Annotated in this window: 26 protein-coding genes; 13 read left to right on the top strand and 13 right to left on the bottom strand. The window is 72.4% G+C overall.

Annotated features, from left to right (window positions below):
- Nucleotides 1-46: 46 nt before the first annotated feature.
- The 3 genes from CP970_RS33620 to CP970_RS33610 form a co-directional block, all read right to left on the bottom strand.
- On the bottom strand, nucleotides 47-1093 hold the full coding sequence (locus tag CP970_RS33620; RefSeq protein WP_055553461.1) for an aminotransferase class V-fold PLP-dependent enzyme: 1047 nt from the start codon (nucleotides 1091-1093) through the stop codon (nucleotides 47-49).
- Between the two features lie 11 nt (nucleotides 1094-1104).
- Complete coding sequence (locus CP970_RS33615) at nucleotides 1105-1842, bottom strand: DsbA family oxidoreductase (protein WP_055553459.1); 738 nt, start codon at nucleotides 1840-1842, stop codon at nucleotides 1105-1107.
- Between the two features lie 86 nt (nucleotides 1843-1928).
- Nucleotides 1929-2294, bottom strand: a complete 366-nt coding sequence (locus tag CP970_RS33610) for a winged helix-turn-helix transcriptional regulator (protein ID WP_055553457.1) — start codon at nucleotides 2292-2294, stop codon at nucleotides 1929-1931.
- Between the two features lie 63 nt (nucleotides 2295-2357).
- Here CP970_RS33610 and CP970_RS33605 point away from each other — a divergent pair, with 63 nt between their 5' ends.
- Nucleotides 2358-3485 carry a Gfo/Idh/MocA family protein gene (locus CP970_RS33605; RefSeq protein ID WP_055553455.1) on the top strand — a complete coding sequence of 376 codons (1128 nt, stop codon included), beginning with the start codon at nucleotides 2358-2360 and terminating at the stop codon, nucleotides 3483-3485.
- Nucleotides 3486-3518: 33 nt separating this feature from the next.
- Here the strand turns inward: CP970_RS33605 and CP970_RS33600 are convergent, their stop codons facing one another.
- Together CP970_RS33600 and CP970_RS33595 are read right to left on the bottom strand one after the other, a co-directional pair.
- Complete coding sequence (locus tag CP970_RS33600; protein WP_055553477.1) at nucleotides 3519-4127, bottom strand: DUF1349 domain-containing protein; 609 nt, start codon at nucleotides 4125-4127, stop codon at nucleotides 3519-3521.
- Nucleotides 4128-4155: 28 nt separating this feature from the next.
- Nucleotides 4156-5688: an aldehyde dehydrogenase (NADP(+)) gene (locus CP970_RS33595; RefSeq protein WP_079043883.1), complete on the bottom strand. Its 1533-nt coding sequence runs from the start codon at nucleotides 5686-5688 to the stop codon at nucleotides 4156-4158.
- 171 nt (nucleotides 5689-5859) lie between these two features.
- On the opposite strand from CP970_RS33595, the gene CP970_RS33590 reads away from it, so the two are divergent.
- The 6 genes from CP970_RS33590 (at nucleotide 5860) to CP970_RS33565 (ending at nucleotide 11785) form a co-directional block, all read left to right on the top strand.
- Entirely contained in the window at nucleotides 5860-6633 is a 774-nt protein-coding gene (locus tag CP970_RS33590; RefSeq protein WP_055553451.1) for an IclR family transcriptional regulator, read from the top strand.
- A gap of 3 nt (nucleotides 6634-6636) precedes the next feature.
- Nucleotides 6637-7113: a GNAT family N-acetyltransferase gene (locus tag CP970_RS33585; RefSeq protein ID WP_055553449.1), complete on the top strand. Its 477-nt coding sequence runs from the start codon at nucleotides 6637-6639 to the stop codon at nucleotides 7111-7113.
- Between the two features lie 150 nt (nucleotides 7114-7263).
- Nucleotides 7264-8292, top strand: coding sequence for a hypothetical protein (locus CP970_RS33580; protein WP_317987173.1), 1029 nt, complete (start codon nucleotides 7264-7266; stop codon nucleotides 8290-8292).
- Nucleotides 8289-9542, top strand: a complete 1254-nt coding sequence (locus CP970_RS33575; protein WP_055553691.1) for a sensor histidine kinase — start codon at nucleotides 8289-8291, stop codon at nucleotides 9540-9542. The genes CP970_RS33580 and CP970_RS33575 overlap by 4 nt, the downstream gene beginning before the upstream one ends.
- Nucleotides 9539-10198: a response regulator transcription factor gene (locus CP970_RS33570; protein WP_055553689.1), complete on the top strand. Its 660-nt coding sequence runs from the start codon at nucleotides 9539-9541 to the stop codon at nucleotides 10196-10198. Before CP970_RS33575 ends, CP970_RS33570 begins: the two co-directional genes overlap by 4 nt.
- A 138-nt stretch (nucleotides 10199-10336) precedes the next feature.
- Nucleotides 10337-11785 (top strand): peptidoglycan D,D-transpeptidase FtsI family protein, encoded by a 1449-nt coding sequence (locus tag CP970_RS33565; RefSeq protein ID WP_055553686.1) that lies wholly within the window; start codon nucleotides 10337-10339, stop codon nucleotides 11783-11785.
- A gap of 121 nt (nucleotides 11786-11906) precedes the next feature.
- Here the strand turns inward: CP970_RS33565 and CP970_RS33560 are convergent, their stop codons facing one another.
- The 5 genes from CP970_RS33560 to CP970_RS33540 all read right to left on the bottom strand — a co-directional run bounded on the left by CP970_RS33560 (nucleotide 11907) and on the right by CP970_RS33540 (nucleotide 15490).
- Nucleotides 11907-12656: a hypothetical protein gene (locus tag CP970_RS33560; RefSeq protein ID WP_055553684.1), complete on the bottom strand. Its 750-nt coding sequence runs from the start codon at nucleotides 12654-12656 to the stop codon at nucleotides 11907-11909.
- Nucleotides 12653-12997: a PadR family transcriptional regulator gene (locus CP970_RS33555; protein ID WP_055553681.1), complete on the bottom strand. Its 345-nt coding sequence runs from the start codon at nucleotides 12995-12997 to the stop codon at nucleotides 12653-12655. The genes CP970_RS33560 and CP970_RS33555 overlap by 4 nt, the downstream gene beginning before the upstream one ends.
- 75 nt (nucleotides 12998-13072) lie before the next feature.
- The gene (locus CP970_RS33550; RefSeq protein WP_055553679.1) at nucleotides 13073-13804 is read right to left on the bottom strand and encodes a CPBP family intramembrane glutamic endopeptidase; all 732 of its coding nucleotides are present in this window, start codon (nucleotides 13802-13804) and stop codon (nucleotides 13073-13075) included.
- Between the two features lie 143 nt (nucleotides 13805-13947).
- The gene (locus tag CP970_RS33545) at nucleotides 13948-14742 is read right to left on the bottom strand and encodes an HAD family acid phosphatase (RefSeq protein ID WP_055553678.1); all 795 of its coding nucleotides are present in this window, start codon (nucleotides 14740-14742) and stop codon (nucleotides 13948-13950) included.
- Between the two features lie 154 nt (nucleotides 14743-14896).
- Nucleotides 14897-15490 (bottom strand): TIGR03086 family metal-binding protein, encoded by a 594-nt coding sequence (locus CP970_RS33540; RefSeq protein ID WP_055553676.1) that lies wholly within the window; start codon nucleotides 15488-15490, stop codon nucleotides 14897-14899.
- A gap of 157 nt (nucleotides 15491-15647) precedes the next feature.
- Here CP970_RS33540 and CP970_RS33535 point away from each other — a divergent pair, with 157 nt between their 5' ends.
- Nucleotides 15648-16874 carry an MFS transporter gene (locus CP970_RS33535; protein WP_055553674.1) on the top strand — a complete coding sequence of 409 codons (1227 nt, stop codon included), beginning with the start codon at nucleotides 15648-15650 and terminating at the stop codon, nucleotides 16872-16874.
- Here the strand turns inward: CP970_RS33535 and CP970_RS33530 are convergent.
- The 3 genes from CP970_RS33530 to CP970_RS33520 all read right to left on the bottom strand — a co-directional run bounded on the left by CP970_RS33530 (nucleotide 16849) and on the right by CP970_RS33520 (nucleotide 20376).
- Nucleotides 16849-18201 (bottom strand): S28 family serine protease, encoded by a 1353-nt coding sequence (locus tag CP970_RS33530; RefSeq protein WP_055553672.1) that lies wholly within the window; start codon nucleotides 18199-18201, stop codon nucleotides 16849-16851. The genes CP970_RS33535 and CP970_RS33530 overlap by 26 nt on opposite strands.
- A 61-nt stretch (nucleotides 18202-18262) precedes the next feature.
- Nucleotides 18263-19429, bottom strand: a complete 1167-nt coding sequence (locus CP970_RS33525; protein ID WP_055553670.1) for a hypothetical protein — start codon at nucleotides 19427-19429, stop codon at nucleotides 18263-18265.
- Nucleotides 19426-20376 (bottom strand): 5-dehydro-4-deoxyglucarate dehydratase, encoded by a 951-nt coding sequence (locus tag CP970_RS33520; protein WP_055553668.1) that lies wholly within the window; start codon nucleotides 20374-20376, stop codon nucleotides 19426-19428. Before CP970_RS33520 ends, CP970_RS33525 begins: the two co-directional genes overlap by 4 nt.
- 276 nt (nucleotides 20377-20652) lie before the next feature.
- On the opposite strand from CP970_RS33520, the gene CP970_RS33515 reads away from it, so the two are divergent.
- The 5 genes from CP970_RS33515 to CP970_RS33495 all read left to right on the top strand — a co-directional run bounded on the left by CP970_RS33515 (nucleotide 20653) and on the right by CP970_RS33495 (nucleotide 26281).
- Nucleotides 20653-21462: an NAD-dependent epimerase/dehydratase family protein gene (locus tag CP970_RS33515; RefSeq protein ID WP_055553666.1), complete on the top strand. Its 810-nt coding sequence runs from the start codon at nucleotides 20653-20655 to the stop codon at nucleotides 21460-21462.
- A gap of 193 nt (nucleotides 21463-21655) precedes the next feature.
- Nucleotides 21656-22852 carry an alpha/beta hydrolase family protein gene (locus CP970_RS33510; RefSeq protein WP_055553665.1) on the top strand — a complete coding sequence of 399 codons (1197 nt, stop codon included), beginning with the start codon at nucleotides 21656-21658 and terminating at the stop codon, nucleotides 22850-22852.
- Between the two features lie 217 nt (nucleotides 22853-23069).
- On the top strand, nucleotides 23070-23840 hold the full coding sequence (locus CP970_RS33505; protein ID WP_055553663.1) for a DeoR/GlpR family DNA-binding transcription regulator: 771 nt from the start codon (nucleotides 23070-23072) through the stop codon (nucleotides 23838-23840).
- A gap of 108 nt (nucleotides 23841-23948) precedes the next feature.
- Nucleotides 23949-25316, top strand: a complete 1368-nt coding sequence (locus tag CP970_RS33500) for an ABC transporter substrate-binding protein (RefSeq protein WP_055551641.1) — start codon at nucleotides 23949-23951, stop codon at nucleotides 25314-25316.
- On the top strand, nucleotides 25313-26281 hold the full coding sequence (locus CP970_RS33495; protein WP_055551639.1) for a carbohydrate ABC transporter permease: 969 nt from the start codon (nucleotides 25313-25315) through the stop codon (nucleotides 26279-26281). Before CP970_RS33500 ends, CP970_RS33495 begins: the two co-directional genes overlap by 4 nt.
- The last annotated feature ends 14 nt before the right edge of the window (nucleotides 26282-26295 follow it).

The raw sequence follows: 26295 nt of genomic DNA, 5'->3' as shown, positions 1-26295 counted from the left end.
CCCCGCCCTGTCAAGCGTGACGTCCCGCCGCCCGGTGCGCCAGGGGTCAGCCGGAGAGCACGTCGAGCAGGCGGTCCACGTCCGCCTCCGTGTTGTACAGGTGGAACGCGGCGCGCAGGTGTCCCGCGCGTGCGGAGGTGACGACCCCGGCGCGGGCCAGTTCGGGCTGCCGGTCGCCGAGGCCCGGCACGGAGACGATGGGGGACGTGCCGGGCACCGGGGTGCGGCCGAGCCCGGCGAGTCCCGCGCGGTAGCGGGCGGCGAGGGCGGTGTCGTGGGCGTGCACCGCGTCGATGCCGGTCTCCTCGACGAGCGTGAGGGCGGCGGCCGCGCCTCGGTAGGCGAGGAAGGCGGGCGGTTCGTCGAACCGGCGCGCGTCGGGGGCGAGTTCGGTGACGGGGCCGTACGAGGAGTTGTCGGTGTCGGCGGCCGCGAGCCAGCCCGCGTGCAGCGGGACCAGGGACCGTTGGGCCTCTTCGGTCACCGTGAGGAACTGGGCGCCGCGCGGGCAGAGCAGCCACTTGAAGGCGCCGGTGACCGTGTAGTCGTACAGCGAGGCGTCGAACGGCAGCCAGCCCACGGCCTGCGTCGCGTCCACGAGGGTGCGCGCGCCGTGCGCGGCGGCCGCGGCGCGGACCGCCGCGAGGTCGGGGGACCTGCCGTCGGCCGACTGGACCGCGGAGAAGGCGACGAGCGCGGTGTCGGGGCGGACGGCGTCGGCGAGCGAATCCAGCGGCGCGTACCGCGCGCGGAGGTCGCCGCGCACGGTGAAGGGGGTGGCGACGGAGGCGAACTCCCCTTCGGGGAAGAGGACTTCGCCGCCCGGCGGCAGCGAGCCCGCGATCAGCGCGACGTGCACGGCGACGGAGCAGCCGATCGCCACCCGGCCCGGTGACACCCCGACGAGGCGGGCGAAGGACGCCCGGGCCGCTTCCACGGACCCGAAGTCCTCCGCCCCGCCCGGCCTGCCGTCGCCGAGCTCGGCGGCCATCGTGCGCACGGCCTCGCTGGCGCGGTGCGGCGGCAGACCGCAGTTCGCGGTGTTGAGATACGTCGTCGTGGGCGCGAACTCGGCGCCGGTGTCGATCCCCATGGGACCAACTCTTATACGGTGTCGCCCTGCTGCGGAACCGCGCATCCGTCGGGGCCGCACGCCTCGCCGTCGGCGCCTTCGGTGCCCGCGGCGATGGTGGTCAGCGGCGAGCGGTCGCCCCACGCCTGCTGGAGGGCCTGCGCGAAGACGTCGGCGGGCTGGGCGCCCGAGACGCCGAACTTGCGGTCGAGGACGAAGAACGGCACCCCGTTGGCACCGAGCTCCGCGGCCTCGCGCTCGTCCGCGCGGACGTCGGCGGCGTACTTCTCCGGGTCGGCGAGGACGCCGCGCGCCTCTTCGGCGTCGAGTCCCGCGGCGACGGCGAGCTCCACCAGGCGCTCGTCGTCCTCGAAGACGGACCGCTCCTCGGCGAAGTTGGCGCGGTAGAGCAGGCCGATCAGCTCGTCCTGGCGGCCCCGCTCCTTGGCGAGGTGCAGCAGCCGGTGCATGTCGAAGGTGTTGCCGTGGTCGCGGCCCTCGGTGCGGTAGCCGAGGCCCTCGGACGCGGCGTTCTCGCCGAGGCGCTGCTCGCCCTCGCGGGCCTGCTCCTCGGACATGCCGTACTTCTTGGTGAGCATCGCGAGCACCGGGGCGGTGTCGCCCTTGGCGCGGCCGGGGTCCAGCTCGAAGGAGCGGTGCACCACCTCGATGCCGTCGCGGTGCGGGAAGGCGGCGAGGGCCTTCTCGAAGCGGGCCTTGCCCACGTAGCACCAGGGGCAGGCGATGTCGCTCCAGATCTCGACGCGCATGTGTGTGACTGCTCTCTTCAGGTCGTACGTTCAAGTCGGTACGGAGGGTGCCTCCGCTCCTGCCCTCAACGTATGGGCAAAGCGCCTCATTCCCCCGCCGCGAACTTTCCCGTGTTCGCCCTGACCCAGGTGCGCAGGTGGGCGAGGGGGTCGAGGGCGCCGCGGCCCAGCTCGGTCAGCTCGTACTCGACCCGGGGCGGGACCTCCGCGTAGACCGTGCGCCGCACGAGACCGTTCTCCTCCAGGCGGCGCAGGGTCTGGGTGAGCACCTTGGGGCTGACGCCCTCCAGCTTGCGGCGCAGCTCGCCGAAGCGGCGCGGCCCCTCCTCCAGGGCCGTGATCGCCAGGCCCGTCCACTTGTTCACGAGCAGCTCGAAGACCGCGCGGCCGGGGCAGAGCAGTCCGTAGATGTCGTGGCGTCCGGGGGCGTCGTTGCCGGTCTGACCAGTCATGGTTTCCAAAATATAGCTGTCCCCCTTGCGGGTGATCAGGGGGCGCCGCCTACCGTCCCGATCATGAACTTCGCGACCACCGCCCTCCCGTCCCCCGTCCGCGTCGGCCTCGTCGGCCTCTCCGCCCGCGGCGGCTGGGCACCCCGGTCCCACCTGCCCGCGCTGACCGCCCTCGACGGGTACGCGCTGCGGGCCCTGTCCGCGTCGAGCGGCGCGTCGGCGCGGGCCGCGGGCGAGAAGTACGGGGTGCCGCTGGCCTTCGGCTCCACCGAGGAGCTCGTCCGCAGCGACGAGGTCGACCTGGTCGTGGTGAGCGTGCGCGTGCCGCTGCACCGCGAGGTGATTCTCGCCGCGCTCGGGGCGGGCAAGGCGGTGCTCTCCGAGTGGCCGCTCGGCAACGGCCTCGCCGAGGCCGAGGAGCTCGCGGCGGCCGCGGACCGCGCCGGGGTGCGGACGTTCGCGGGTCTTCAGGCCCGCTCGGCACCCGCGGTCCGGTACGTCCGCGACCTGGTGGCCGACGGATACGTGGGCGAGGTCCTCTCCACCAGCCTGGTCGCGTCGGGGCGGCGCTGGGGTGCCGTCTTCGATCCTGGCGGGGAGTACCTGCTCGACAGGGCCAACGGCGGCACGATGCTGACCATCCCGTTCGGGCACACGATCGACGCCGTGACCATGGTGCTCGGCGAGTTCACCGAGGTCTCCGCGACCCTGGCGACCCGGCGTCCCGTCGTGCGCGAGGAGAGCACGGGGCGGGCCGCGCCGATGACGGCCGACGACCAGATCGCGGTGAGCGGGCGGCTCGCGGGCGGCGCCGTGGTCTCGGCGCACTTTCGCGCGGGGCTCTCCCGGGGGACGAATTTCCACTGGGAGATCAACGGCACGGCGGGCGACCTGGTCGTCACGGGCGACTCGGGCCATCTCCAGCAGGCGGCACTGACCGTACGGGGCGCGCGGGGCGCGGAGGTCTCGGTGGCCGAACTCCCCGTCCCCGCACGCCATTTCGACGTCCGCGCCCTCGACGGCGTGCGCGGGCTCCCCTCGTACAACGTGGGCGCGCAGTACGCCCAGATCCACGCCGACCTCACCCAAGGCACCGCCCACGCCCCGGACTTCGCCCACGCGGCGCGCCGCCAGGGGCTGCTCGACGCCATCGAGCGGTCGGCCGCGACCGGGGCGCGGATCAGTCTCTAGCGGGTCTCCAGCGGGTCTCCAGCGGATCAGTCGTCAGGAGCCGTCCCGCAGCCCCTGCGGCCAGTTGGGCCGGAACTCGATGTTCTCGTACGTCACCACGCAGCCCTCCCCGACCGGCGACTGCGCGAGGAAGCCGACGAGCGCGGCCCGCGCGGACTCCTCGTCGCCGAGCGAGAAGATCCGTACGAACGTCCAGTGCTTGCCGTCCTTCGACGCGTGGAACGCGAACGCCGAGCCCGTACGGCTGATGCGCAGCCAGGCGCTGTCGCCGTCCACGACGAAGGCGTTGGAGTCGTCGGAGCGGCCGCGGGTGACGACCGTGCAGATCGTGGGCTCGTCCGGGGAGCGCTCCAGGCAGAGCTTGGCCCATTCCCGGTCGCCCACGTGCAGATAGAGCACGCCCGCGTCGAAGGCGGCGGCGAAGCCGACCGTGACGCGGGCGATCAGCTGGAAGTCGCCCTCGGGCGCGCCGAGCAGGCGGGGCGCGTCGGACGCGGGGTCCAGCGCCTCGCCCGTCGGCGGCACGAAGCGGTCCTGGCGGGCGCCCGCCCAGCCGGTGAGCGTTCCTTCCTCGTACGACCAGTTGCCTTCGGGGCCGTACGTGCGCAGCGGGAAGGGCAGTTCGGGGAGAGTGACGTCCATGGCGTCAGTGTTCCAGGCGCCCGGCACGTCAGTGCTCCTGGGCTCCGTCGTAGCGGCGCGGCAGACCCAGCGGGTTGGCGTCGCGCAGCTCGGGCGGCAGGAGTGCCTCGGGGGTGTTCTGGTACGCGACGGGGCGCAGCCAGCGCTCGATGGCGGTGCCGCCCACGGACGTCGACGTGGACGTGGTGGCCGGGTAGGGGCCGCCGTGGTGCTGGGCGGGCGCGACGGCGACGCCGGTGGGCCAGCCGTCGACGAGCACGCGGCCCGCCAGCGGGGTCAGCTCGGCGAGCAGCTCGGCGCCCCGGCCGCTCTCGCCCGCCGCCTCGTCGGCGGAGAGCTGCACGGTGGCGGTGAGGTTGCCGGGCAGGCGGGAGAGGACGGCGGTGATCTCCACGTCGTCGGCGTACCGCGCGACGACGGTGACCGGGCCGAAGCACTCCTCCAGGAGCAGGTCGTACGCCCCTTCCTCGGCGAGCCGGGCGGCGGGGACGGTGAGGAAGCCCGCGCTGACCGTGTGCTCGCCGCCCGCGCCGGGCGTCACCGGGGCGTCCACGTCGGGGAGTTCGGCGCGCTCGCGGACCCCCGCGACGAAGTTGTCGCGCATGCGGTGGTCGAGGAGCACCCCGGCCTCGGTGTCGCTGACCGCCTCGGTCAGGGACTTCACGAGCCGGTCGCCGCCCGCGCCCTCGGGGGCGAGGACCAGGCCCGGCTTGACGCAGAACTGGCCGACGCCGAGCGTCATCGAGCCCGCGAGTCCGGTGCCGATCTGCTCGCCGCGCTCGGCGGCCGCGGCCTCGGTGACGACGACGGGGTTGAGGGAGCCGAGCTCGCCGTGGAAGGGGATCGGCACGGGCCTGGCGGCGGCCGCGTCGAAGAGGGCGCGCCCGCCCCGTACCGAACCGGTGAAGCCCGCCCCTGACACCAGCGGGTGCTTGACCAGTTCGACGCCCGCGTCGAAGCCGTGGACGAGACCGAGCACGCCCTCCGGGATGCCGTGTCGCGCGGCGGCCCTGCGCAGCGTGGCGGCGACCAGTTCGGAGGTGGCGGGGTGGTCGGGGTGGGCCTTGACGACGACGGGGCAGCCCGCGGCGAGGGCGCTGGCGGTGTCGCCGCCCGGCACGGAGAAGGCGAAGGGGAAGTTGGACGCCGAGTAGACGGCCACGACGCCGAGCGGGATCTTGTAGCGGCGCAGGTCAGGGACGGGCGGGGTGGCCGTCGCGTCCGGGTGGTCGATGACGATGCCGAGGAAGGCGCCCTCGTCGACGACGGCCGCGAAGGACCGCAACTGGTAGCAGGTGCGGGCGAGTTCGCCGGTGAGCCGGACGGGGCCGAGCGCGGTCTCCGCGTCGGCGGCCTCCACGAGGTGCTCCTTGGCCCCTTCGAGGAGTTCGGCCGCGGTGCGCAGGAAGGCGGCGCGGACGGCGCGGACGGCGAGCGCGGACGTGGCGGCCGCGGCGGCGCGGACCGCCTGGTCGACCTCCTCCGCGGTGGCCGCCACCGCAACCTGCTCGCGCTGCTTCCCGGTTCGGGGGTCGACACTCCAGACTGGTGCTGCTGCCACCGCGGATTCCCTTTCCAGAGGTGATGCCGGTTTTCGCCAGGGGTCTTGCCAGGGGTCTTGCCAGAGGTATGCCACTCACCAGGGGCGTTCGATATGCTGAACACCGTCTCCAATGCTGAATGAGTGGAGACTTCGGAGACTATTTCTCGGCGAACTAAGGGGTCAAGGGCGATGTCGGCTGGCGAGACCGGAGGCGGTGCGCAGGTCAAGTCCGCGGTGCGGACGGTGGAATTGCTCGAGTACTTCGCGGGCCGTCCCGGAATGCACTCCCTGGCCGCGGTCCAGGAAGCCGTCGGCTACCCGAAGTCGAGCCTCTACATGCTGCTGCGCACCCTGGTCGAGCTCGGCTGGGTGGAGACGGACGCGACCGGCACGCGGTACGGCATCGGGGTGCGCGCGCTGCTCGTGGGCACGTCCTACATCGACGGCGACGAGGTGGTCGCGGCCGCCCGCCCGACCCTGGACCGGCTCTCGGACGACACCACGGAGACGATCCACCTGGCGCGGCTCGACGGCACGAACGTCGTCTACCTCGCCACCCGCCAGTCCCAGCACTACCTGCGGCCCTTCACGCGCGTGGGCCGCCGCCTGCCCGCGCACTCCGCCTCGCTCGGCAAGGCGCTGCTCGCCACCCACACCGACGAGCAGGTGCGCAAGATGCTCCCCGAGACGCTGCCCGCGCTCACCGAGCACACCATCACCGACCGCGAGAAGCTCATCGAGGAGCTGCGTACGGTGCGTGAGCAGGGCTTCGCGGTCGACCGCGAGGAGAACACGCTCGGCCTGCGCTGCTTCGGCGTCGCCATCCCCTACCGCACCCCGGCACGCGACGCGATCAGCTGCTCGGTGCCGGTGGCGCGCCTCACGCCCGCCCACGAACAGATGGTCAAGGACGCGCTGTTCGACGCGCGGGACCGACTGACACTGGCAACTCGTAGGCTCTGAGGCATGGACGTCACCCTGCGCGAGGTACACGACAGTGATCTGCCGGTCTTCTTCCGGCAGTTGAACGACCCCGAGTCACGCCACATGGCCGCGTTCACCCCCGAGGACCCCGCCGACCGGGACCGCTTCGAGGCCCGCTGGGCGAGGAACCGCGCGGCCGTCGGCGTAGACCTGCGCACGGTCCTCGCGGACGGCGACGTGGTGGGCAACGCCGCGGTGTACGGCGAACCGGGCGAGCGCGAGGTCACCTACTGGATCGACCGCGCCTACTGGGGCCGCGGCCTGGCCACGGCCGCGCTGCGCGAACTCCTCGAACTCGTCCCCGAGCGCCCGCTGTACGCCCGTGCGGCGGCGGACAACGCGGGCTCGCTGCGGGTCCTGGAAAAATGCGGCTTCCGCGCGACCGCCCGCGAACGGGGCTTCGCGCAGGCCCGCGGGGCGGAGATCGACGAGGTGGTCCTGATCCTGGACGCCAACTGATCCTCCCGTGTCGCGGGCGGGACGCCGCCGGGTGGACGGGCCCCCTCCGCCACACGGGGGAGGCGGATCCTCACGGCGCAGGACGTGTGTCGCGTGGGGGCGCGGGAGCGTTGACGTATGGATCTGACCTCGCTTTCATCTTCTTCCCCGGTGGGCCGTAGCGGGCGGCGGGAGGGGGCCGTCCTGCCGCGGGAGGCGGGAGGGGGCGGCGCACCCTTCGTGCTCGGTGGGGTCCGTCGCGCGCTGCGAGTCGTCGCCGGGCTCGCCTGCCTCCCGTATCTCTCGCTCAAGATCGCCTGGATCTCCGGGAGTCACCTCGGGATCCCCGGGAGCAGCCCGCTCCTCGAGCACCGCACCATGATGATCTTCGCCAACGGCCTGACCGTCCTGATGGACGCGTCCGTGCTCGTCCTGGTGCTGCTCCTGACCCGGCCCTGGGGCCTGCGCACGCCCGCATGGCTGCTCGCCGTGCCGATGTGGGTGGCGAGCGGGCTGCTCGTGCCGATCATGGCCGGGTTCCCGCTGCAGCTCCTCGTGACCGCGCTCGGCGGTGGCGCCGCCGGGTCCTCCGGGGGCGAGGCGGACTCCGAACCCTTCCTGCACGACTGGGTGTTCGGCGTCGTCTACAGCGGCTTCATCCTCCAGGGCATCGCCCTCGGCGCCCTCTTCGTGCTGTACGCGAAGGACCGCTGGGCCCACCTGTGGCGCGGCCGCCTCGGGGAGCCGGCGCGCGACGGCGCCAGGGGCCCGCGGATCGCCGCGTTCTGCGCCGCGCCGCTCGCGCTGTTCCCCGTCACCGCGCACCTGTTGTGGGCCTCGGGGGTCGACGCAGGCCTCAACGCGTCGCGGGCCGAGGGGCGCGACGCCGGGTTCGCCGTACTGGAGTGCCTGAACGCGGTCTATCTCCTCGCGGCCGTGGCGGGCGCCCTGCTGCTCGTCCTGCGGCGGCCGCCGTCGCTGTCGGTGAAGGTGCCGCTCGCGCTCGCCTGGCTCGGCTCCGGCGCGGTGGGCTGCTGGGGCGGCTGGCTGCTCTTCGGCGCGCTCATCGGCGCGGGCGACATCGGGCAGCGGCCCACCGGGCCGATGCTCCTGACCTACGCTGTGCACATGATCATCGGGTTGCTCGTGGCCGCCACGGGGGCGCGCTTCCTCGGGGAGCGGTCGAGGTCCACCGCGTGAAGGACCTGGCGGCCGCCCTGTTCGGGCGGCGGGCGCGCCGCAGGTGGATCCATCTGATCCTCGGCGGCGCCCTCGCCATGCCGTACGTCTTCGTCGGCTCCGTGATCGTCGGCCCGCTCTTCGGCGACAAGCAGTTCTTCGGCTCGGTCGCCGCCCAACTCACCTCCTTCGCCGTCGGGTTGCCGCTCGCCGCGATCACCGCGCTCTTCCCGCTGACCCGCCCGATGTCGGTGGCAGCCGTGCGCGCGCTGTGCGACGTTCCGGGCGGCCCCCTCGCCGACGGGCCCGCGCGGAGCCGGGCGGCGCGGGGCCGTACCGTCGCGTGGTTCACGCTCCACCTCGGCCTCGGCGGGATCATCAGCGGGATGTCGCTCGCGCTGCCGCCGTTCGCCGTCTTCTTGATCGCCCTGCCGGTGGCGCCCGGACTGCGGGGCGGGAGCACCGGATCGCCCGCCGTCTTCGACGAGCCGTGGATGCTGGCGCTCGCGCCGCTCATCGGCCTCGCGGCCCTGGCCGCGCTCGGGGCGTGCGCGGCCGCGGCGGGCGGGCTGCTCGCGCGCTGGGCGCCCGCACTGCTCGGCCCCACGCCCGCCGACCGGCTCGCGGCCGCCGAGCAGCACGCCGCCGACCTCGCCGTACGCAATCGCCTCGCCCGCGAGCTGCACGACTCGGTGGGCCACGCGCTGAGCGCCGTGACGCTCCAGGCGAGCGCGGCCCGCCGGGTCCTCGACAAGGATCCGGAGTTCGTCCGCGAGGCGCTCGCCGCGATCGAGGACACCACCCGGCGCACGGTCGGCGAGCTCGACGCCGTGCTCGGCGTGCTGCGGGAGGCCGACGACGCCCGCTCGACGGAGCCCGCGCCGACCCTCGCCGACCTGGCCGGGCTGCTGCGCCGCACCAGGGCGGCCGGACTGCGGGTGAGCGCCGACGTGGCGGCGGCGCCCGAAGCGGTGCCGCCGCTGGTCTCCCGCGAGGCGTATCGCATCGTGCAGGAGGCCCTGAGCAACGCCCTTCGGCACGGCGGCGAAGGCACCTCCGTGACGCTGCGCATCGCCCTGGACGACACCGGCCTGACCGTCACCGCCGAGAATCCGCTGCCGCCGCACTCCCCCGGCTCGCGCCCCGGCGGCGGTCACGGTCTGCGCGGCGTCGCCGACCGGGCGCGGCTGCTCGGCGGCACGTCGCGGGCGGGACCCGCCGACGGGATGTGGCGACTGGACGTACGACTTCCTCTGAAGGGACAGCAATGACGGCGCACGACATCAGGGTCGTCCTCGCGGACGACGAGCGCATGGTGCGCACCGCGCTGCGCGCGATCCTCTCCGCCGAGCCGGGCATCGAGGTCGTGGGCGAGGCCGCGACCGGCGCCGAGGCGGTGTCCGTGGTGCGGGAGCTGACGCCCGACGTGGTCCTGATGGACGTCCGGATGCCGGAGATCGACGGCATCCGCGCCACCGAGCGCATCCTGGCGGCGATGCCCGAGCCACCGCGCATCGTCGTCGTGACGACCTTCGAGAACGACTCCTACGTGTACGAGGCGCTGCGCGCGGGCGCGTCCGGCTTCCTCCTCAAGCGGGCGGACGCGGACTCCCTGGTCCAGGCCGTGCGGATCGTCGCGCACAGCGATTCGCTGCTCTTCCCCGCCGCCGTCCGGGCGCTCGCCGCCGAGTACGGCGGGGCCGAGGCCGCGCCGCCCGCCTGGGTGGCCCGGCTGACGGGCCGGGAGAGCGAGGTGCTCCGGCTGATGGCGGCGGGCCTGACCAACGCGGAGATCGCGGGGCGGATGGGCGTGGGCGCGGCGACGGTCAAGACGCACGTGGCCTCCGTGCTCGCCAAGACCGGCGCCCGGGACCGTACGCAGGCGGTGATCGCGGCGTACGAGGCGGGTTTCATGAAGACCGGCTGAGGCACGCTCTCCGGGGACCACGGCCACCGGGCGCCCCGAACCCCGAGAACTCCCCGAACCTTAAGAACTCTCTGAGAAAACGGCCGGAAGCGGCGCAGAAGGGAACGAACCGCTCCCCTCCGCTCGTCCTCCCGTGGGATGAACAAGACGATCAGGCACGCCTCGGTCTTCGCGCTGGTGCTCGTGCTCGCCCTGCTTGTGCGGGCGACATGGGTGCAGTTCTACGACTCGAAGGCTCTCGCGGACGACAAGCTGAACCGGCGCAACGCGATAGAGCAGTACGCGAACCCGCTGGGCGACATCATCGTGGGCGGTGAGGCCATCACCGGCTCCGAGCGGACGAAGGGCGGAGACCTCGCGTACAAGCGCACCTACAAGGACGGCGACCTCTACTCACCGGTCACGGGCTACAGCTCCCAGGTCTACGGCGCCACCCAGCTCGAAGGCATCTACAAGGACCTGCTCGACGGCACGGACAACCGGCTGAAGAACCCGCTCGACACGGTCACGAACAAGCGCGCCGACCCCGGCGACGTCGTGACCACGATCGATCCCGCGGTGCAGAAGGCGGGCTACAAGGCGCTGGGTGACATCAAGGGCGCCGCGGTCGCCATCGACCCCAAGACCGGCAAGATCCTCGGCATGGTCTCGACCCCGTCGTACGACCCGTCGAAGATCAGTGGCTCCACGGACTCCAAGGAGTGGAAGGAGCTGACCACCGACAAGGAGAAGCCGATGGTCAACCGCGCGATGCGCCAGCCGCTGCCGCCCGGTTCCACGTTCAAGCTGGTCGTCGCGGCGGCCGCCCTGGAGGACGGTCTCTACGGCTCGGTGGACGAGAAGACGAGCAGCCCGAACCCGTACACGCTGCCCGGCACGCGCACGGTCCTGAACAACGAGAACCGGTCCGCCCCCTGCGAGAACGCGAACATCCGCACGGCGCTCCAGTACTCGTGCAACAACGTCTTCGCGAAGATGGCCGTCGACCTGGGCCAGGACAAGGTCAAGGCGATGTCCGAGAAGATGGGCTTCAACGCGGACAAGCTGGACGTGCCGGTGCGCGCGGGCAAGAGCGTCTACCCGTCCGGCATGGAGAAGTCCCAGACGGCGCTGACCGGCATCGGCCAGTTCGACGTGACGGCCACCCCGCTGCAGATGTCGATGGTCTCCGCGGCCATCGCCAACGGCGGCGAGCTCGCCAAGCCGTACATGGTCTCGCAGATCAGCGACGCGGACGGCAACGTCCTGGAGAAGTACGGCGACGGCGACGCGCAGCGCGTGATGAGCGAGTCCACCGCCGAGGGCCTGCAGTCCGCCATGCAGACGGTCGTCGAGAAAGGCACGGGCACGAACGCGAAGATCAGCGGCGCGACCGTCGGCGGCAAGACCGGCACCGCGCAGCACGGCGAGAACAACAGCAAGACGCCGTACGCCTGGTTCACCTCGTACGCCAAGGGCGGCGACGGCAAGGAGGTCGCGGTCGCGGTGATGATCGAGTCGTCGAGCGCGGCACGTGACGAGGTCAGCGGCAACGGCCTGGCGGCGCCGATCGCGAAGGCGATGATGGAGGCGGCGCTGAAGTCATGAGGGGCGACCGCCCGTTATGGACCGGGCGACCCGGGTGCCCGGTGGGTACGCGTACGGAGAAGTCCCGGTGGCCACCGGGAGATGCGGGGGCCACCGGGACTTCTCCGTACGCGGGTCGCCCTTAGCGGGAACGGGAACGGGCCAGCCACGTCTGGGTGATCCAGAGAACGGCGGCCACCGCGGCAGCCCCGCACAGCAGCCCCACCAGGAAGCCCGCCCCGGAGCTCTCCTCGCCGTCGCCGACGGCCACGGAGACACCCGCGACGGCCACGGCGACCGCGAGCACGGCCAGCAGGGCATAGAACTTCCGGCTGAAGAAGCGGGACCGCTCCGGTACCGGCGGCGGCGACGCGACCTCGGCGGCCGGGCCCAGGCTCGCCGCCAGCGGCCGCTTGAACCACGCGTAGACCGCCCAGGTGCCGCACGCCTCCCAGCCGTCGGGCGCGAGCCGCGCGTCGAGCCCCTCGCGCCCCCGGGACACCAGCTCGCGCCGGTACTCCCAGCGCTGCGGGCTCGCCAGGTCGCGGTGGCTGACGAAACGGCCGAGCGCGTCGACCCGCTCGACCTCCCAGCCCTCGCCGCCGAAGCGGTTCAGGAGCTCCTCGTCGACATAGGTGTCGGCGGTCCAGCGCCAGGTCTCCACCTGCTCGGCGGGCGCGGCCGGTGTCCGCTCCCCCGCGGCGGGCACCAGCTGCGCGGCGAACTCGTCGGCGGGCCCGAACTCGGCCTCGGCGTCGTCCGCCCCGGATTCCTCCAGGTGGGCTGCCAGGTCCGCGACGGTCGCCTCGACGCGATCGGCGGGCAGGCCGTGCGACCGCAGCCGCTCGGCCAGGTCGATGAGGTAGCCGTCCTGCTCGTAGCGGGTGTTCATCGTGGATCCACTCCCGCCTTCGCGAGGACGTCACGTACGGATGCGTCGAAGGCGAGCCACAGGCCGCCCTGTTCGCCGAGGGTCTCCCGGCCCGCGTCGGTGAGCCGGTAGTAGCGGCGCCCCGGGCCCTTCTCGGTCGCCCGGAACTCCGCGTCGACCAGGCCCGCTTCCTCCAGACGGTTGAGGACGGGGTAGAGCGTGCCGCCCTTGATCTGGCCGAAGCCCGCCGCGCCGAGCAGCTTGGCGATCTCGTAGCCGTAGCTCTCGCCGTCGGTGAGGCTGGCGAGCACGAGGAGGTCGAGTACGCCCTTGAACCAGCTGGCGCGACGGTCGGCGGTCACTGCGGTCTGCCTTTCAGCACGGGGCGGCTGCCCTTCAGCATGGGACGGCTCCCTTTCGGCGGGTCAGGCGGCGGGTCATGCGGCGGGCGCCGCGCGCAGCTTGTCCGGCGCGGGGAGCATCAGGTCGCGCATCGAGAGGATCACGTGCACGGCGACCGGGACGAGCAGGCTGCCCGTCGCGAGGTAGAGACCGGTGAGCACCGCCCCGAAGATACCGAAGACGAGGACGCCCTGGCGGCCCTGGTAGTACCCGGCGACCGCGTAGACGAGGACCGAAAGGGCCGCCGCCGCATAGAGGTTGAGGCCGAGGGCACCGACGCCGAAGGCGATCAGGAGGCCGCGGTAGACCAGTTCGGCGCAGAAGCCGTCGGTCACGGCGACGGCGATCGCGAGCCTGCGCTCCTCGGTGGTGCGCGGCAGCATCGCCTCGATGGCGGCCATCCCCGGCACGTTCTTGCCCTGCGCGGCGAGGTCGCGGAAGTTCCGCCCCGAGGCGACCGCGGCGGCCCCGATGACCAGGACGATGGCGACGGCGTACCCGGGGCGCTCGGGCATCGCGAGGCCGAAGTCGGCGGCGGCCGCGGCGGGCGAGAGCAGCAGCGCCGCGCCCGCGACGGCGGCGAGGGCCCACCACAGCGCGAGCACGAAGGTGAAGTAGCGGACCAGGGCGCGGGGTTCGGTGTCCCTGCGGCGGGCCAGCGAGCCGTACGCGCGACGGCCGAGCCAGGGCTCGCCGAGCAGCAGATAGGCGGCGAGCGCGGCCGTGACGGTCGTGGCCGCAACCGAGAAGTCCGGCGAGATGGTCATGGGATCCCCCTTCCCTGGGGGCCGCGCGGCACCTGAGGTGCCCTGTGCCGCGCGGCCCTGAGCGTCTGAGCTACCTAGACCGTAGAGCGACCTAGTCAGGAATGCAACCTATCTCGCGACGCCATGCAGCAGGAGGGGCGGATTCAGCCCACGAAGTACGTCGGGTTGGGGAGCTTGTACGTCTTGTCCGCGTAGCCGCCCGCGAGGTCGGAGACCTGGTCGCCGAAGCTGCCGACGATGTCGTAGCCCGTCGACTCGATGTGCTTGCGGGTGCCCTCCTTGAACTGGACGGTGTCGCACTTCCAGGCAGCGGGCGTGGCGCAGTGGCTCAGGTAGGCCGGGGGGTTCACCTTGTCCTTGGTGAAGACGTGGGTGCGGTCGAGGCGCGTGTCGTACCCCGCCTTCGCGAGGTTGGTGACGGCGCCATCGCGCTGCGACTCGGCGAGCCCGGTGAGGAAGAAGACCTCGACGCCCTTGCTCTTGGCGTACTTCACCAGTTCGGGCATGCCGAACACGGCGGGGCGCTTGGCCGCCTTGACGTACGCGTCCCAACTGTCGTTGTTGTACGTGAAGTTGGTGGACTTCTCGTAGTCGAAGCTGAGCAGCGCGGTGTCGTCAACGTCCAGGACGATCGCGGGCTTCTCGCCGTGGCCATGGTGGGCCTTGCGCGCGGCCTTCTTGATGTCCTTCTTCGCCTTGGCCTGGATGCGGGCCAGATCCTTGGCGTACGGGCTGTCGGGCGAGGACTTCCAGACGCCGTCGGCACCCTTGGTCGCGCCGTAGTACGCGTCGATCTCGCCGACGAGCAGGCCGATGTTGTGGGGCTCCTTGGTGGCGCGGGGCCGGTCCTGGTCGGCGGTGGCGACGGTGCCGTACAGGACGGCGCCCGCGACGGTACAGGTGGTGGCCAGGGCGGCCACGCGCAGGGACTTCCGCATGGATGCGATCTCCGGGTCGGGTCGTGGATCGTGCAGGTCACCGACTGTCTACGCGCATTGACCCGGGTGTGGGGAGACCCTTTGGGAGACCTTTTAATCGATCGATACCAGATCTCCATGCCCGGCCGACGAGTTGAGGGGTCCCCCGGGCTCCTCAACTCGTCGGCGTCCAGCGCGGGTCGCGGCCGCTCAGGCCGATCACCCGGTCCAGGAGCGGGGCGTCGTCCGGCACCGGGACCGGCTTGCCGAACAGGCCGCCGTCGTCCCCGCCCCCGCCCTCGGCGGGCGTGAGCAGCGCCTTGGCCGCCGTCAGGCTCGCCACGTCGGGCGCGTACTCCTGGCCGGTGGCGCGCGCCAGGTCCCAGCCGTGCACGACGAGTTCGTCGACGGCGACGAGTCCCGCGACCTCGCCCGGCAGGTCGATGCCGCCCGCGCGGGTCATGCCCTGCCAGGCCGCCGGGTCGCGCCAGGCGTCGGCGAGGGCGTCGAGCGCCTCGGGCAGCTCGGCGCGCCAGCCGGGCGCCAGCTCCGGCGCGGAGCTCCCCGGGTCCCGGTCGAGCTCGGGTCCGAGGTCCTTGCGGGCGGCCTGGGCGAAGGCGCGGGAGAGGTGCAGCAGATGACCGAGCACCTCGCGCACCGTGTAGTCGGGGCAGGGGGTGGGCCCGGTGAGCCGCTCGTCCGCGACGCGGTCGGCGATCCGTGCCACGAGGCGGGCCTGCGGCCCCAGGTCGAGCGTGTCGGTCGTCATGAGAAGTCCTTCTGAGTCGGCGATCCCGGTACGTCTGAGTCGGCAGTGTCGGTACGTCTCCTCTTGTAGACCGGCCCGGTGGCCCGAACTCATCGCGGGCCACTAGGCAATCCGCCCGATTCCGTCCGGGGGGCCTTAGGAAGCAGCATCGGCTGGCATGACAACGACGATCGTGCGCGTCCTGCGGGACCGCAACGCGGGGCTCTATCTCGGCGCGGTGGTGGTCTCCGGCTTCGGGACCTCCGCGCTGTGGCTGGCATCGGGGATCTGGGTGAAGGAGCTGACCGGATCCGACGGGCTCGCCGCGCTCTGCCAGTTCGCGCTGTGGGCGCCCACCCTCATGGGCCCGCTGCTCGGCACGCTCGCCGACCGCACCCGCCGCAGACCGCTGCTCGTGGCCGCCAACCTCGCGCTCGCCGCACTGCTCCTGACCCTGGTCGCCGTCGACGACGACGCGGGACGGCTCTGGATCCTGTTCACGGTGCTCTTCCTCTACGGGGCGTGCGGCGTCGTCACCGACGCGGCGGAGGCCGCCCTGGTCGCGACGGCCGTCGACAAGGAGCTGCTCGGCGACTTCAACGGCCTGCGGATGTCCGCGAACGAGGGCATGAAGCTGGTGGCGCCGCTCGCGGGCGCGGGCCTGTTCGCCGCGTACGGGGGCGCCCCGGTGGCGCTCCTGGACGCCGTCACGTTCGTGCTCGCCGCCGGGATGTTCGCGCTCCTGCGAGTGCGCGAGGCCGTCCCGGTGCGTGAGCTCGCCTCGCTGCGGGCGAGGACCGCGGAGGGGGCCAGGTATCTGTGGGGGCACGAACGCCTCCGGCCGCTCGTCGTCGCGGGCGGCCTGACGATGCTGAGCTCGGGGATCACCGGCGCGACGGTCTACGCGGTCGTCGAGCGCCTCGGCCACTCCCCCACGTACACGGGCGTGCTCTACGTCGTGCAGGGCGCGGGGTCCGTCGCGGTGGGCGTGGCGTCGGGGGCGCTGATGCGGCGGTTCGGCGCGCGCCGGTTCGGCGGCGCGGGCATCGCCCTGACCGCCCTCTCCGCGGCGCTGACCGCGGTGCCGAACGACGCCGCGGTCCTCGCGGGCAGCCTCACGAACGGCATCGGACTGCCCTGCGTACTGATCGCGGGCCTCACCGCCGTACAACGCGAGACGCCCGACGCGCTCGTCGGGCGGGTGGCGGCGACCGCCAACACCCTGATGTTCACGCCCACCGCGATCGGCATCGCGGCGGGCGCGGCGCTCGTGGAGAGCGTCGACATCGCGATCCTGCTCCCGGTGCTCGCGGGGGCGCGGCTGCTGATCGCCGCGCCCCTGCTGAGGTCCTGGGGGGACGAAGGGGCCCGGGAGCGGGCTACTTCACGTCCGCCCAGCGCTTGATCGTCGCGACGGCCTCGGCCTGTTCGGCGGCGGGCAGCTTGGCGATCGAGGCGCCGTGGTTGGCGCCCGGCACCACGTAGCGGTGCGAGTCGCGGTGGCTCGGGGTGAACTTCTCCGCGCTCCACGGGTCGTTCTCGCCGTAGATGAACATCATCCGCTTGCCCTTGGTCTTCACCCAGCGGTCGACGTCGGCGATGGTCTTGTTCTCGTACGTGCCGCGCATGGCGGCGGGCAGCACCGAGTTGGGCTGGTAGATGTCCGGGTAGTGGCGGACGTCCTTGAGGTGCTTGAACTTGAGGTCGGCCCAGCCGAGTTGGGTGGCGGCCTGCCGGTAGTAGGGGCCCGTGCCGTTGGTGCCGAGGGTCTCGTCCTGGTAGACGCTGAAGCCGTGCTTCTTCGACCAGTCGTAGAGCTCGTCGTCGCCCGCCTTCTTCGCGTCGGGCACGGTCGGGCAGTCGGCGGCGGTGCCGGACTGCCAGAAGTTCCACACCTGGTCCAGGACGGCGAACTCGTAGGCCCGGTCGGTGGTGCCGAGGGTCTCTTCGAAGGTGTCGCCGTTGGTCTTGGCGTCCGCCTCGAACTTGGGGAGCAGGGCGTCGCGGCGTACGAGCATCTCGCGCTGTACGGCGTTGAGCGCGGCCCTGCACTCCTTGGTGCCGACCGTCTCGAAGAAGCGCTCGTAGCCGCTGTCGTCGCGGTTGTTCGCGTCGTTGGGCGCGACGAACGCGACGACGGCGTCGAGGTCGTCGGGGTAGAAGCGCTCGTGGTACGTCGCCGTCATGCCGCCCTTGCTGGCGCCGGTGCCCAGCCACTTGCCCTTCTCGATCCCGCGAAGCGCCCGGGTGAGGCGGTGCTCGTCGGCGGCCTCCTGCTGGACGGTCATCTTGGACCAGTCGTCGCCCGCGGCGCCCGAGGGGCGGGACTGCGCGAAGTAGCGGTGCTCGACGCTGACCTGGTTGGCGTCGATGAGCTTGGTGAGCGCGGTGGTGCCGCCCGCGAGGGTGTAGCCGCCGGTGTAGAGGACGGTCGGCTTGCCCGTGTCCTTGTGCCAGAGCGTGGCGCGCTGGGTGAAGGTGGCGCCCTTGGGCTTGCGGTGGTCGACGGGCTGGGCGTACGTGAGCGTGTAGAGAGGGAAGCCCTCCTTGTCGGCGACGGAGACGACCGTCATGCCCGGAATCCTCTCGAGCCGCTCGCGGATGTCGGTCGCCGCGTCACCGGCCCGGGCCGCCGCGCCGGTCCCCGCGGTGGCGGGCACCGCGCCGCCGAGCACGGCGGCCCCCGCCATCAGTCCGGCACAGACCAGCGCGGATATCCCCTTGTTGCGCACCTTGTCTCCCTTGTCCCCTGATACTGGAGCGACGGTTGTGGTGCGCGGATCGTATCGGCGATCACCGCGGGTGTGACAGGGCCTCCGCGACCTGCGCAAGGTCCGCGTCCGAGGCCAGTCCCGCGTGGTAGAGACGGAGTTCGGTGGCACCGAGCTCCGCAGCCCCGGCCGCGTCGGCGGCGAGCGTGGCGGGGCTGCCGCCCATGCCGCTCACCACGGTGAGGTTGGCGGCCAGGACCGTCCCGGTCCGCGCGTGGGCGGCGAAGGGCCGCAGCGCCCGCACGCCGCCCGTACAGGGCACCACCACGCCGTCCGCCACGGAGAGGACGTGCGCCGGGTCGACGCCCGCGTTCGCGCCGCAGTGGTACGGCACCGGGTCCGCGTGCAGCAGCACCTGGAAGTCGGCGGGGGCCGCCGCGCGGACGGCGCCGATCGCGGCCTCCTGGAGCGTGCGGGCGGTTTCCTCGCGCCACGCGCGCGTGGCCGCCGCCTGCCGGGCGCCGATGAGCTTCTCGACGGACTCCCAGCCCGTGTCGTCGGCCTCGCCGCGCCACACGGGCTCCAGGCCCTCGCGGACGGTGGACGCCAGCGCGTCGGGGTCCAGGCCCTGCCCGTCGTACCCCTCCCTGCAGCAGGAGCAGAAGCACAGCGACATCAGGTACTGCCCGGCCTCGCCCAGGGGGACGCCCGCGATCTTGTCGTGGGCGTGCAGGTGCGCCAGGCCGTACCAGCCGCAGGACTCCAGTTCCGTGCCGCGCGCTCCGGGGCGTACGGCGGCCTCGGCGGCGAGGTCGACCAGGTACGCGCGCGTGGCGGGCTGCGCGACGCAGGGCGCCCAGGGGTAGCGGTCTCCGTAGGCGTTGACCACGGAGGTGGCCGGATGGTCGCCGCCCAGGCGGGAGTTGTGGGCGAGGACGACCCAGCTGTGCACCTCGATCCCGGCGTCCTGAAGGGCCTTGGCCGCCTCTCCGTAGGCGTCGCCGCGCGCCCAGTCGCCCGCCGCGTAGGGCCGCGGCGCACGCCCCTGCCACTGCCCTCCCGGCGGGTACAGCACGGACGCGTGCGCGGCCGTGACGACGCGGTGGCGCGGGTGGCGCGGGGTCAGCGCGCGCGTGGAGTGGTAGGCGGCGGCGAGGGTGACCTGCCGGATGCCGAACCTCACCAGGCGCGCGGGGGCCTCGGGGTCGCCGACGACGTCCCAGGGGTAGAGGAACGCGGCGGTCCTCACGCGCCCTCCCGCAGCAACGCCCTGCCCTGCTCGACGAGTTCGGCCAGGCGCTTGACGTGATCGTCGGCGGGCTCGTGCAGCGGCGCGCGGACGGGTCCCACGTCGAGGCCGCCGAGCCGCACGCCCGCCTTGACGAGCGAGACGGCGTAGCCGCGCCCCTCGGCGCGCAGCTCGACGAAGGGCCGGTAGAAGCCGTCGATGAGGCGGTTCACGGCCGCGTCGCCCTCCTCCGTACGCGAGTTGAACGCCCGGTGGAAGGCGAGCGCGATGTCGGGCGCGAAGCAGAAGACGGCCGACGAGTAGAGGGTGACGCCGATGCCGCGGTAGGCGAGCCCCGTCAGCTCGGCGGTGGGCAGGCCGTTGAAGTAGAGGAAGTCGTGCGGTCCTTCGCCGCGCACGGCGGAGACGGTGCGCTGCATCAGGTCCATGTCGCCGAGCCCGTCCTTGAAGCCGATGACGCGCTCGGCGCGGGCGAGTTCGACGACGCTCTCCGGGGTGAACACGGCGTTGTCGCGCTGGTAGACGATGACGTCGAGGGAGGTGGCCGCGGCGAGTTCGGTGTAGTGCCTGACCAGGCCCTCCTGTCCGGCGACGACGAGGTAGGGCGGCATGGCGAGCAGCCCGTCGGCGCCCGCCTCCTCGGCCAGGCGCGCGTACCGCACGGCGAGCGCGGTGCCGTATCCGGCGCCCGCGACGACCGGCACGCGGCCCGCCGTCTCCGCGACGGCCGCGGCGACGCACTCCTGGAACTCCTCGGGCGTCAGGGCGTGGAACTCGCCCGTGCCGCAGCAGGCGAACACGGCCGCCGCACCGGCCTCGACGCCCTCGCGCACATGGGCGCGGAAGACGTCGACGTCGACGGATCCATCGGGCCCGAACGCGGTGACCGGGAAGAACAACGGCCCGCTGGGGACGCGAAGTCGAGTGGCGAGGGGGGCTGACGTCACGGGCTCTCCCTAGGCGTGCACGTTTCTGATCCATGTCCATATCCCTGAACGCACTCACGCTAAGCCGCCCCCCAGACGCCGGTCAAGCGCGCGAACTCCCCGCACAGGAGCGGATTTTCCGGCTCCGCGCACACTCGGGGGCCACGCCGTCAGGACCCTTGACGCGGTACGGCCGAGATCCCTAGCGTGTCCATGGATGTGAATCCTGTACGCGCATGAGTACACATGAGTACATGCATATGTGGCCCACCGCGGCCGCGCACGAGGAGACCCGCCATGCCCGCTCCCCGCACCGTCCTGCTCACCGGCGCCGCAGGCGGCCTCGGCACCCTGATGCGTGGGCTCCTGCCGGCCTACGGCTACACGCTGCGCCTGCTCGACATGCGCCCCCTGCCCGGCGAGCCGGACGCCGTCACCGCCGACCTCGCCGACCGGGACGCGCTGCGCGAGGCCGTGCGCGGGGTCGACGCCGTGCTCCACCTCGCGGGCATCTCCCTGGAGTCCACCTTCGACAAGATCCTGAAGGCGAACATCGAAGGAACGTACAACCTCTACGAAGCCGCCCGCGAGGAGGGCGTGCGGCGGATCGTCGCCGCCTCCTCCAACCACGCGGTGGGCTTCACGCCGCGGCCCCAGGGCGAACAGCCGCTGGTCCCGGTCGACACCCCGCGCCGCCCCGACACCTTCTACGGCCTCTCCAAGTCCTTCGGCGAGGACCTCGCCCAGCTCTACTGGGACAAGCACGGCATCGAGACCGTCTCCGTCCGCATCGGCTCCTGCTTCCTGGAACCGGCGAACGTACGGATGCTGTCCGTCTGGATGAGCCCCGGCGACGGGGCCCGGCTCTTCCACGCCGCGCTCACCGCCGAGGACGTGCGGCACACCGTCGTCTACGGCTCCTCCGCCAACACCCGCCTGTGGTGGGACCTCTCGTCGGCCCGTGCCCTCGGCTACGAGCCGCGGGACGACTCCGAGCAGTACGCCGAGAAGCTGGTCGCCGAGCAGGGCGAGCTCGATCCCGCCAACCCGGACCACGCACACCTGGGCGGCCACTTCTGCACGAACCCGCCGGTGTGGCCGTACTGACGAACGGTTTGCGAACCGGGTGACGACCGGACCGTCCGCGCACTGACCTTGGGCTCCTGTTCGATCGACGTTCGGCGCCCGTGACCTCTGACGTTCGTCCTGCGACGTCGACGTTCTCTTGACGAAGGGCCCATTCCGGTTCCTGCTCAGGGGCGACGCGATGCCGGGCACAGGACCTCTAGCGTTTCTTTGCATGAGCGAAACCCGGAAGACCCTGCGTGGCCGTGCCCTCGTTCCGCTGCTCGCCCTGGCCCTGACCCTGCCCCTGGCCGACGGCGCGGCCTCCCTCGCCGCGACGCCGCCCGGCGCCTCGGATGGCCGGGCGACGTCGTCCGTGGCCACGGCGGAGGCCGAACTTCCCCGGCCCACCGGACCGTTCGCGGTCGGCCGCGACACCCTGCACCTCGTCGACAAGAGCCGCCGCGACCCCTGGGTGCCCTCGGCGGGCGCGCGGGAGCTGATGGTCTCGGCGTACTACCCCGCGCTGCCCGGATCGGGGCGCCCCGCCCGCTACATGACCAAGAAGGAGGCCCAACTCCTCCTGACGTCGGGGCACATGGCAGGGAAGGTGTCCGCCGCCGACTACAGCGGCGCCCGCACCTTCGCGCGTACCGACGCGCGCCCCCTCCAGGGACGGTTCCCGCTGGTCCTGCTCTCGCCCGGATTCACCACGTCCCGCGCCACGTTGACCCACCTCGCCGAGGACCTCGCCAGCCGCGGCTACGTCGTCGCCACCGTCGACCACGCCTACGAGGCCGCGGGCGCCGCGTTCCCCGGCGGCCGGACGCTGACCTGCGCGGCGTGCAGGACACTCACCGAGCCCGGCGTGCTCAAGACCGTCACCACGGGGCGCGCCGATGACCTCTCGTACGTCATCGACCGGCTGACGGGACCCAAGGCGACCTGGCGGTACTCCCACCTCATCGACCCCGCCCGGATCGGGGCGGGCGGCCACTCCGTGGGCGGGGCCGCCGCGCTCGCCGCCATGGCCGCGGACCACCGGGTGCGGGCGGGCCTGAACATGGACGGCACCTTCCACACGCCCGCCACCGGGCTAGCGGGGCGCCCGTTCCTGATGCTGGGCACCCGCGCCGAGCACAGCGCGGGCGGCAGGGACGAGAGCTGGGACCGCACCTGGCGGGGCCTGGACGGCTGGAAGCGGTGGCTGACGGTCAAGGGTTCCGGCCACTTCACCTTCACCGACGTCCCCGTCCTGCTCGGCCAGCTCGGCGCCGCCCTGCCCGACGCGCCGCTCTCCGGCGAGCGCTCCCAGCGCCTCACCCGCGCCTACGTCGGGGCCTTCTTCGACCAGTCCCTGCGCGGCATCCCCCAGCCGCTGCTCGAAGGCCCCGATCCGGCCGACCCCGAGGTCGCCTTCGAGCGTCCCTGACCCGGGCCCGCCCGCCATACGGGCGGCGAACGGGCACCCGCCACCCCCGAAACGGGCACGCCCGCCGCCCGTGCCACAGGCCGTCGCCCCGCCAAACGGGCACATGCGGGCAGCATCGTGCCCCCTGCGAGCCTGTTCACCCCCGGGGCCCGCGCTGTAGAACTTCCCCACAGGGCCCGAACGGGCACCGCACGACCCCGGGGAAGAGGTGGCACCGATGACCGCGGAAGAGCGTCAGCGGCAGATCGTCAGCGCGGCGCGCCACTCCGGCTCCGTCGACGTGACCGCGCTCGCCACCGAGCTCGGTGTCGCCAAGGAGACCGTCCGCCGCGATCTGCGGGCCCTGGAGGACCACGGCTTGGTCCGCCGCACCCACGGCGGCGCCTACCCCGTGGAGAGCGCGGGCTTCGAGACCACCCTCGCCTTCCGCACGACCATGCACGTCCCGGAGAAACGGCGCATCGCGGCCGCCGCCGCCGAGCTGCTCGGCGAGGCCGAGACGGTCTTCGTCGACGAGGGGTTCACCCCGCAGCTGGTCGCGGAGGCGCTGCCCGCGGCCGCGGCGGGCCGCGCGCTGACCGTGGTCACCGCCTCGCTCGCCACCGCGGGCGCGCTCGCCGAGGCCGAGAACATCACGGTGCTGCTGCTCGGCGGCCGGGTGCGCCCCGGCACGCTCGCCACCGTCGACCACTGGACGACCCGCATGCTGGCCGGGTTCGTCATCGACCTGGCGTACATCGGTGCCAACGGAATCTCCCGCGAGCACGGCCTCACCACGCCCGATCCGGCGGTCAGCGAGGTGAAGGCGGCGGCCATCCGGGCCTCGCGGCGCACCGTGTTCCTGGGCGTGCACACCAAGTTCGGGGCGAGCAGCTTCTGCCGGTTCGCCGGGGTCGGCGACCTCGACGCGATCGTCACGGGCGGCCGGCTGCCCGCGTCCGAAGCCCATCGGTACTCCCTGCTCGGGCCGCAGGTCGTCCGCGCCTGACGCGCCCTTCCCCTCCCCGCCCTCCGTCCCCACCCCTCCGGCTGCTCAGCGCGGCCTCCCGCACACCCTCACCCACCCCATTGATCCCCCTATGTCCAGGAGCGATTCATGCGAACCCGGAGCCGACCCATGCCGCGCGCGCTCGCCGCGGCCGCCGCAGGGACGCTGCTCGCCCCGCTGCTCACCGGTTGCTGGACCGGCGCGGGCGGGACCGGTTCAGGCGGCGACTCCATCAACGTGCTGATGGTCAACAACCCGCAGATGGTGGAGTTGCAGAAGCTCACCGCCGCCCACTTCACCAAGGAGACGGGCATCGAGGTGAACTTCACCGTCCTGCCCGAGAACGACGTCCGCGACAAGATCAGCCAGGACTTCGCCAACCAGGCGGGGCAGTACGACGTGGCGACGCTCAGCAACTACGAGATCCCGATCTACGCCAGGAACGGCTGGCTGCACGAGGTCGGTTCGTACGCCCGCCAGGACAAGGGCTACGACGAGAAGGACATCCTGCCGCCCATGCGCCAGTCCCTGACCGGCGACGACGGCAAGCTCTACGGACAGCCCTTCTACGGAGAGTCGTCCTTCCTGATGTACCGCAAGGACGTCTTCAAGAAGGCGGGCCTGACCATGCCCGCGAAGCCCACCTGGCGGCAGGTGGCGAAGCTCGCCGCCGAGGTGGACGGCGCGCAGCCGGGGATGAAGGGCATCTGTCTGCGCGGGCTGCCAGGCTGGGGCGAGGTGATGGCCCCGCTGACGACCGTGGTGAACACCTTCGGAGGCACCTGGTTCGACAAGAGCTGGAAGGCACGGCTCGACTCCCCCGAGTTCGAAAAGGCAACGCGCTTCTACGTAGACCTCGTTCGCAAGCACGGCGAGTCGGGAGCCGCCCAGTCCGGCTATGCCGAGTGCCTCAACAACCTCACCCAGGGCAAGACCGCCATGTGGTACGACGCGACGGCCGCCGCCGGATCCCTCGAGGCCGCCAAGTCCCCGGTCAAGGGCAAGATCGGCTACGTGCCCGCGCCGGTGGAGCGGACGAGGAGTTCCGGGTGGCTCTACACCTGGGCGTGGGGCCTGCAGAAGGCGTCCAGGAACCCCGACAAGGCATGGAAGTTCATCTCCTGGGCGTCCGGCAAGGAGTACGAGGAGCTGGTCGGCGAGAAGATCGGCTGGTCGAACGTGCCCGCGGGCAAGCGTGCCTCCACCTACGCGAACCCCGCCTACCGCAAGGAAGCCGCCGCCTTCCAGGACGTCACCCGCGCCGCCATCGAGGGCGCGCGGCCCCGTGACCCGGGACTGCAGCCGCGGCCCGCGCCCGGCATCCAGTTCGTCGGCATCCCCGAGTTCACCGACCTCGGCACCAAGGTCTCCCAGGAGATCAGCGCGGCCATCGCGGGACGCCGATCCGTCGAATCGGCCCTGAACGCGGCACAGGAGCTCGCCGAGAAGATCTCCGAGGAGTACGAGGGACGATGACCTCCACCGCGAGCACCTCCACCGCGAGCACCACCGCCGCCGGGCACACGCGCGTGCCGACCGCCCGCACGCCGGGGTCACCGGGACGGCTGCGCGCCTGGGCCACCAGGGCCCCGCTGCTGCCCGCCCTGATCTTCATGGTCGTCGTGACCCAACTGCCGTTCGTGGCGACCCTGGTGATCTCCTTCTTCGACTGGAACGCCCTCTACCCGGACGCCCGCAGCTTCACCGGGTTCGCCAACTACACCGAGGTCCTCACCGACCCCGACCTGCGCAAGTCCGTCCTGACGACGATCCTGCTCACCGCCTCCGTGGTCATCGCGAGCCTGGTCATCGGGCTCGGCCTCGCGCTGCTCCTCGACCGGAGGTTCCGGGGCCGGGGGCTCGTGCGGACCCTGCTCATCGCGCCGTTCCTGCTGGTGCCCGTGGCCGCCGCGCTGTTGTGGAAGCACGTGCTCTACAACCCCGAGTACGGGCTCTTCAACGGCCTCCTGCACTGGGTCGGCGGCGACGGCGCGAGCCAGCCCGACTGGATCTCCAACACCCCGCTGCTCGCCATCGAGGCGTCCCTGGTGTGGCAGTGGACGCCCTTCATGATGCTGATCCTCCTCGCGGGGCTGCAGAGCCGCGACACCGAACTCATCGAGGCCGCCCGCATGGACGGCGCGAACAACTGGCAGGTCTTCCGCCATCTGACGCTGCCGCACCTGCGCCGCTACCTCGAACTGGGCGCGCTGCTCGGCTCGATCTACATCGTGCAGAACTTCGACGCCGTCTTCACGATCACCTCGGGCGGCCTCGGCACCGCCAACCTGCCCTACACCGTCTACCAGAGCTTCTACCAGGCCCACGAGAACGGCCTGGCCTCCGCGGCGGGCGTCCTCGTCGTCATCGGTTCGATCATCATCGCGACCTTCGCCCTGCGGGTCGTCTCGTCCCTCTTCCGTGAGGAGGTGTCACGTTGAGTTCCTCGTCCTCC

The organism is Streptomyces kanamyceticus (assembly GCF_008704495.1).
Taxonomy (GTDB): Bacteria; Actinomycetota; Actinomycetes; order Streptomycetales; family Streptomycetaceae; genus Streptomyces; species Streptomyces kanamyceticus.
This window is presented reverse-complemented; position numbering and strand designations above follow the sequence as displayed.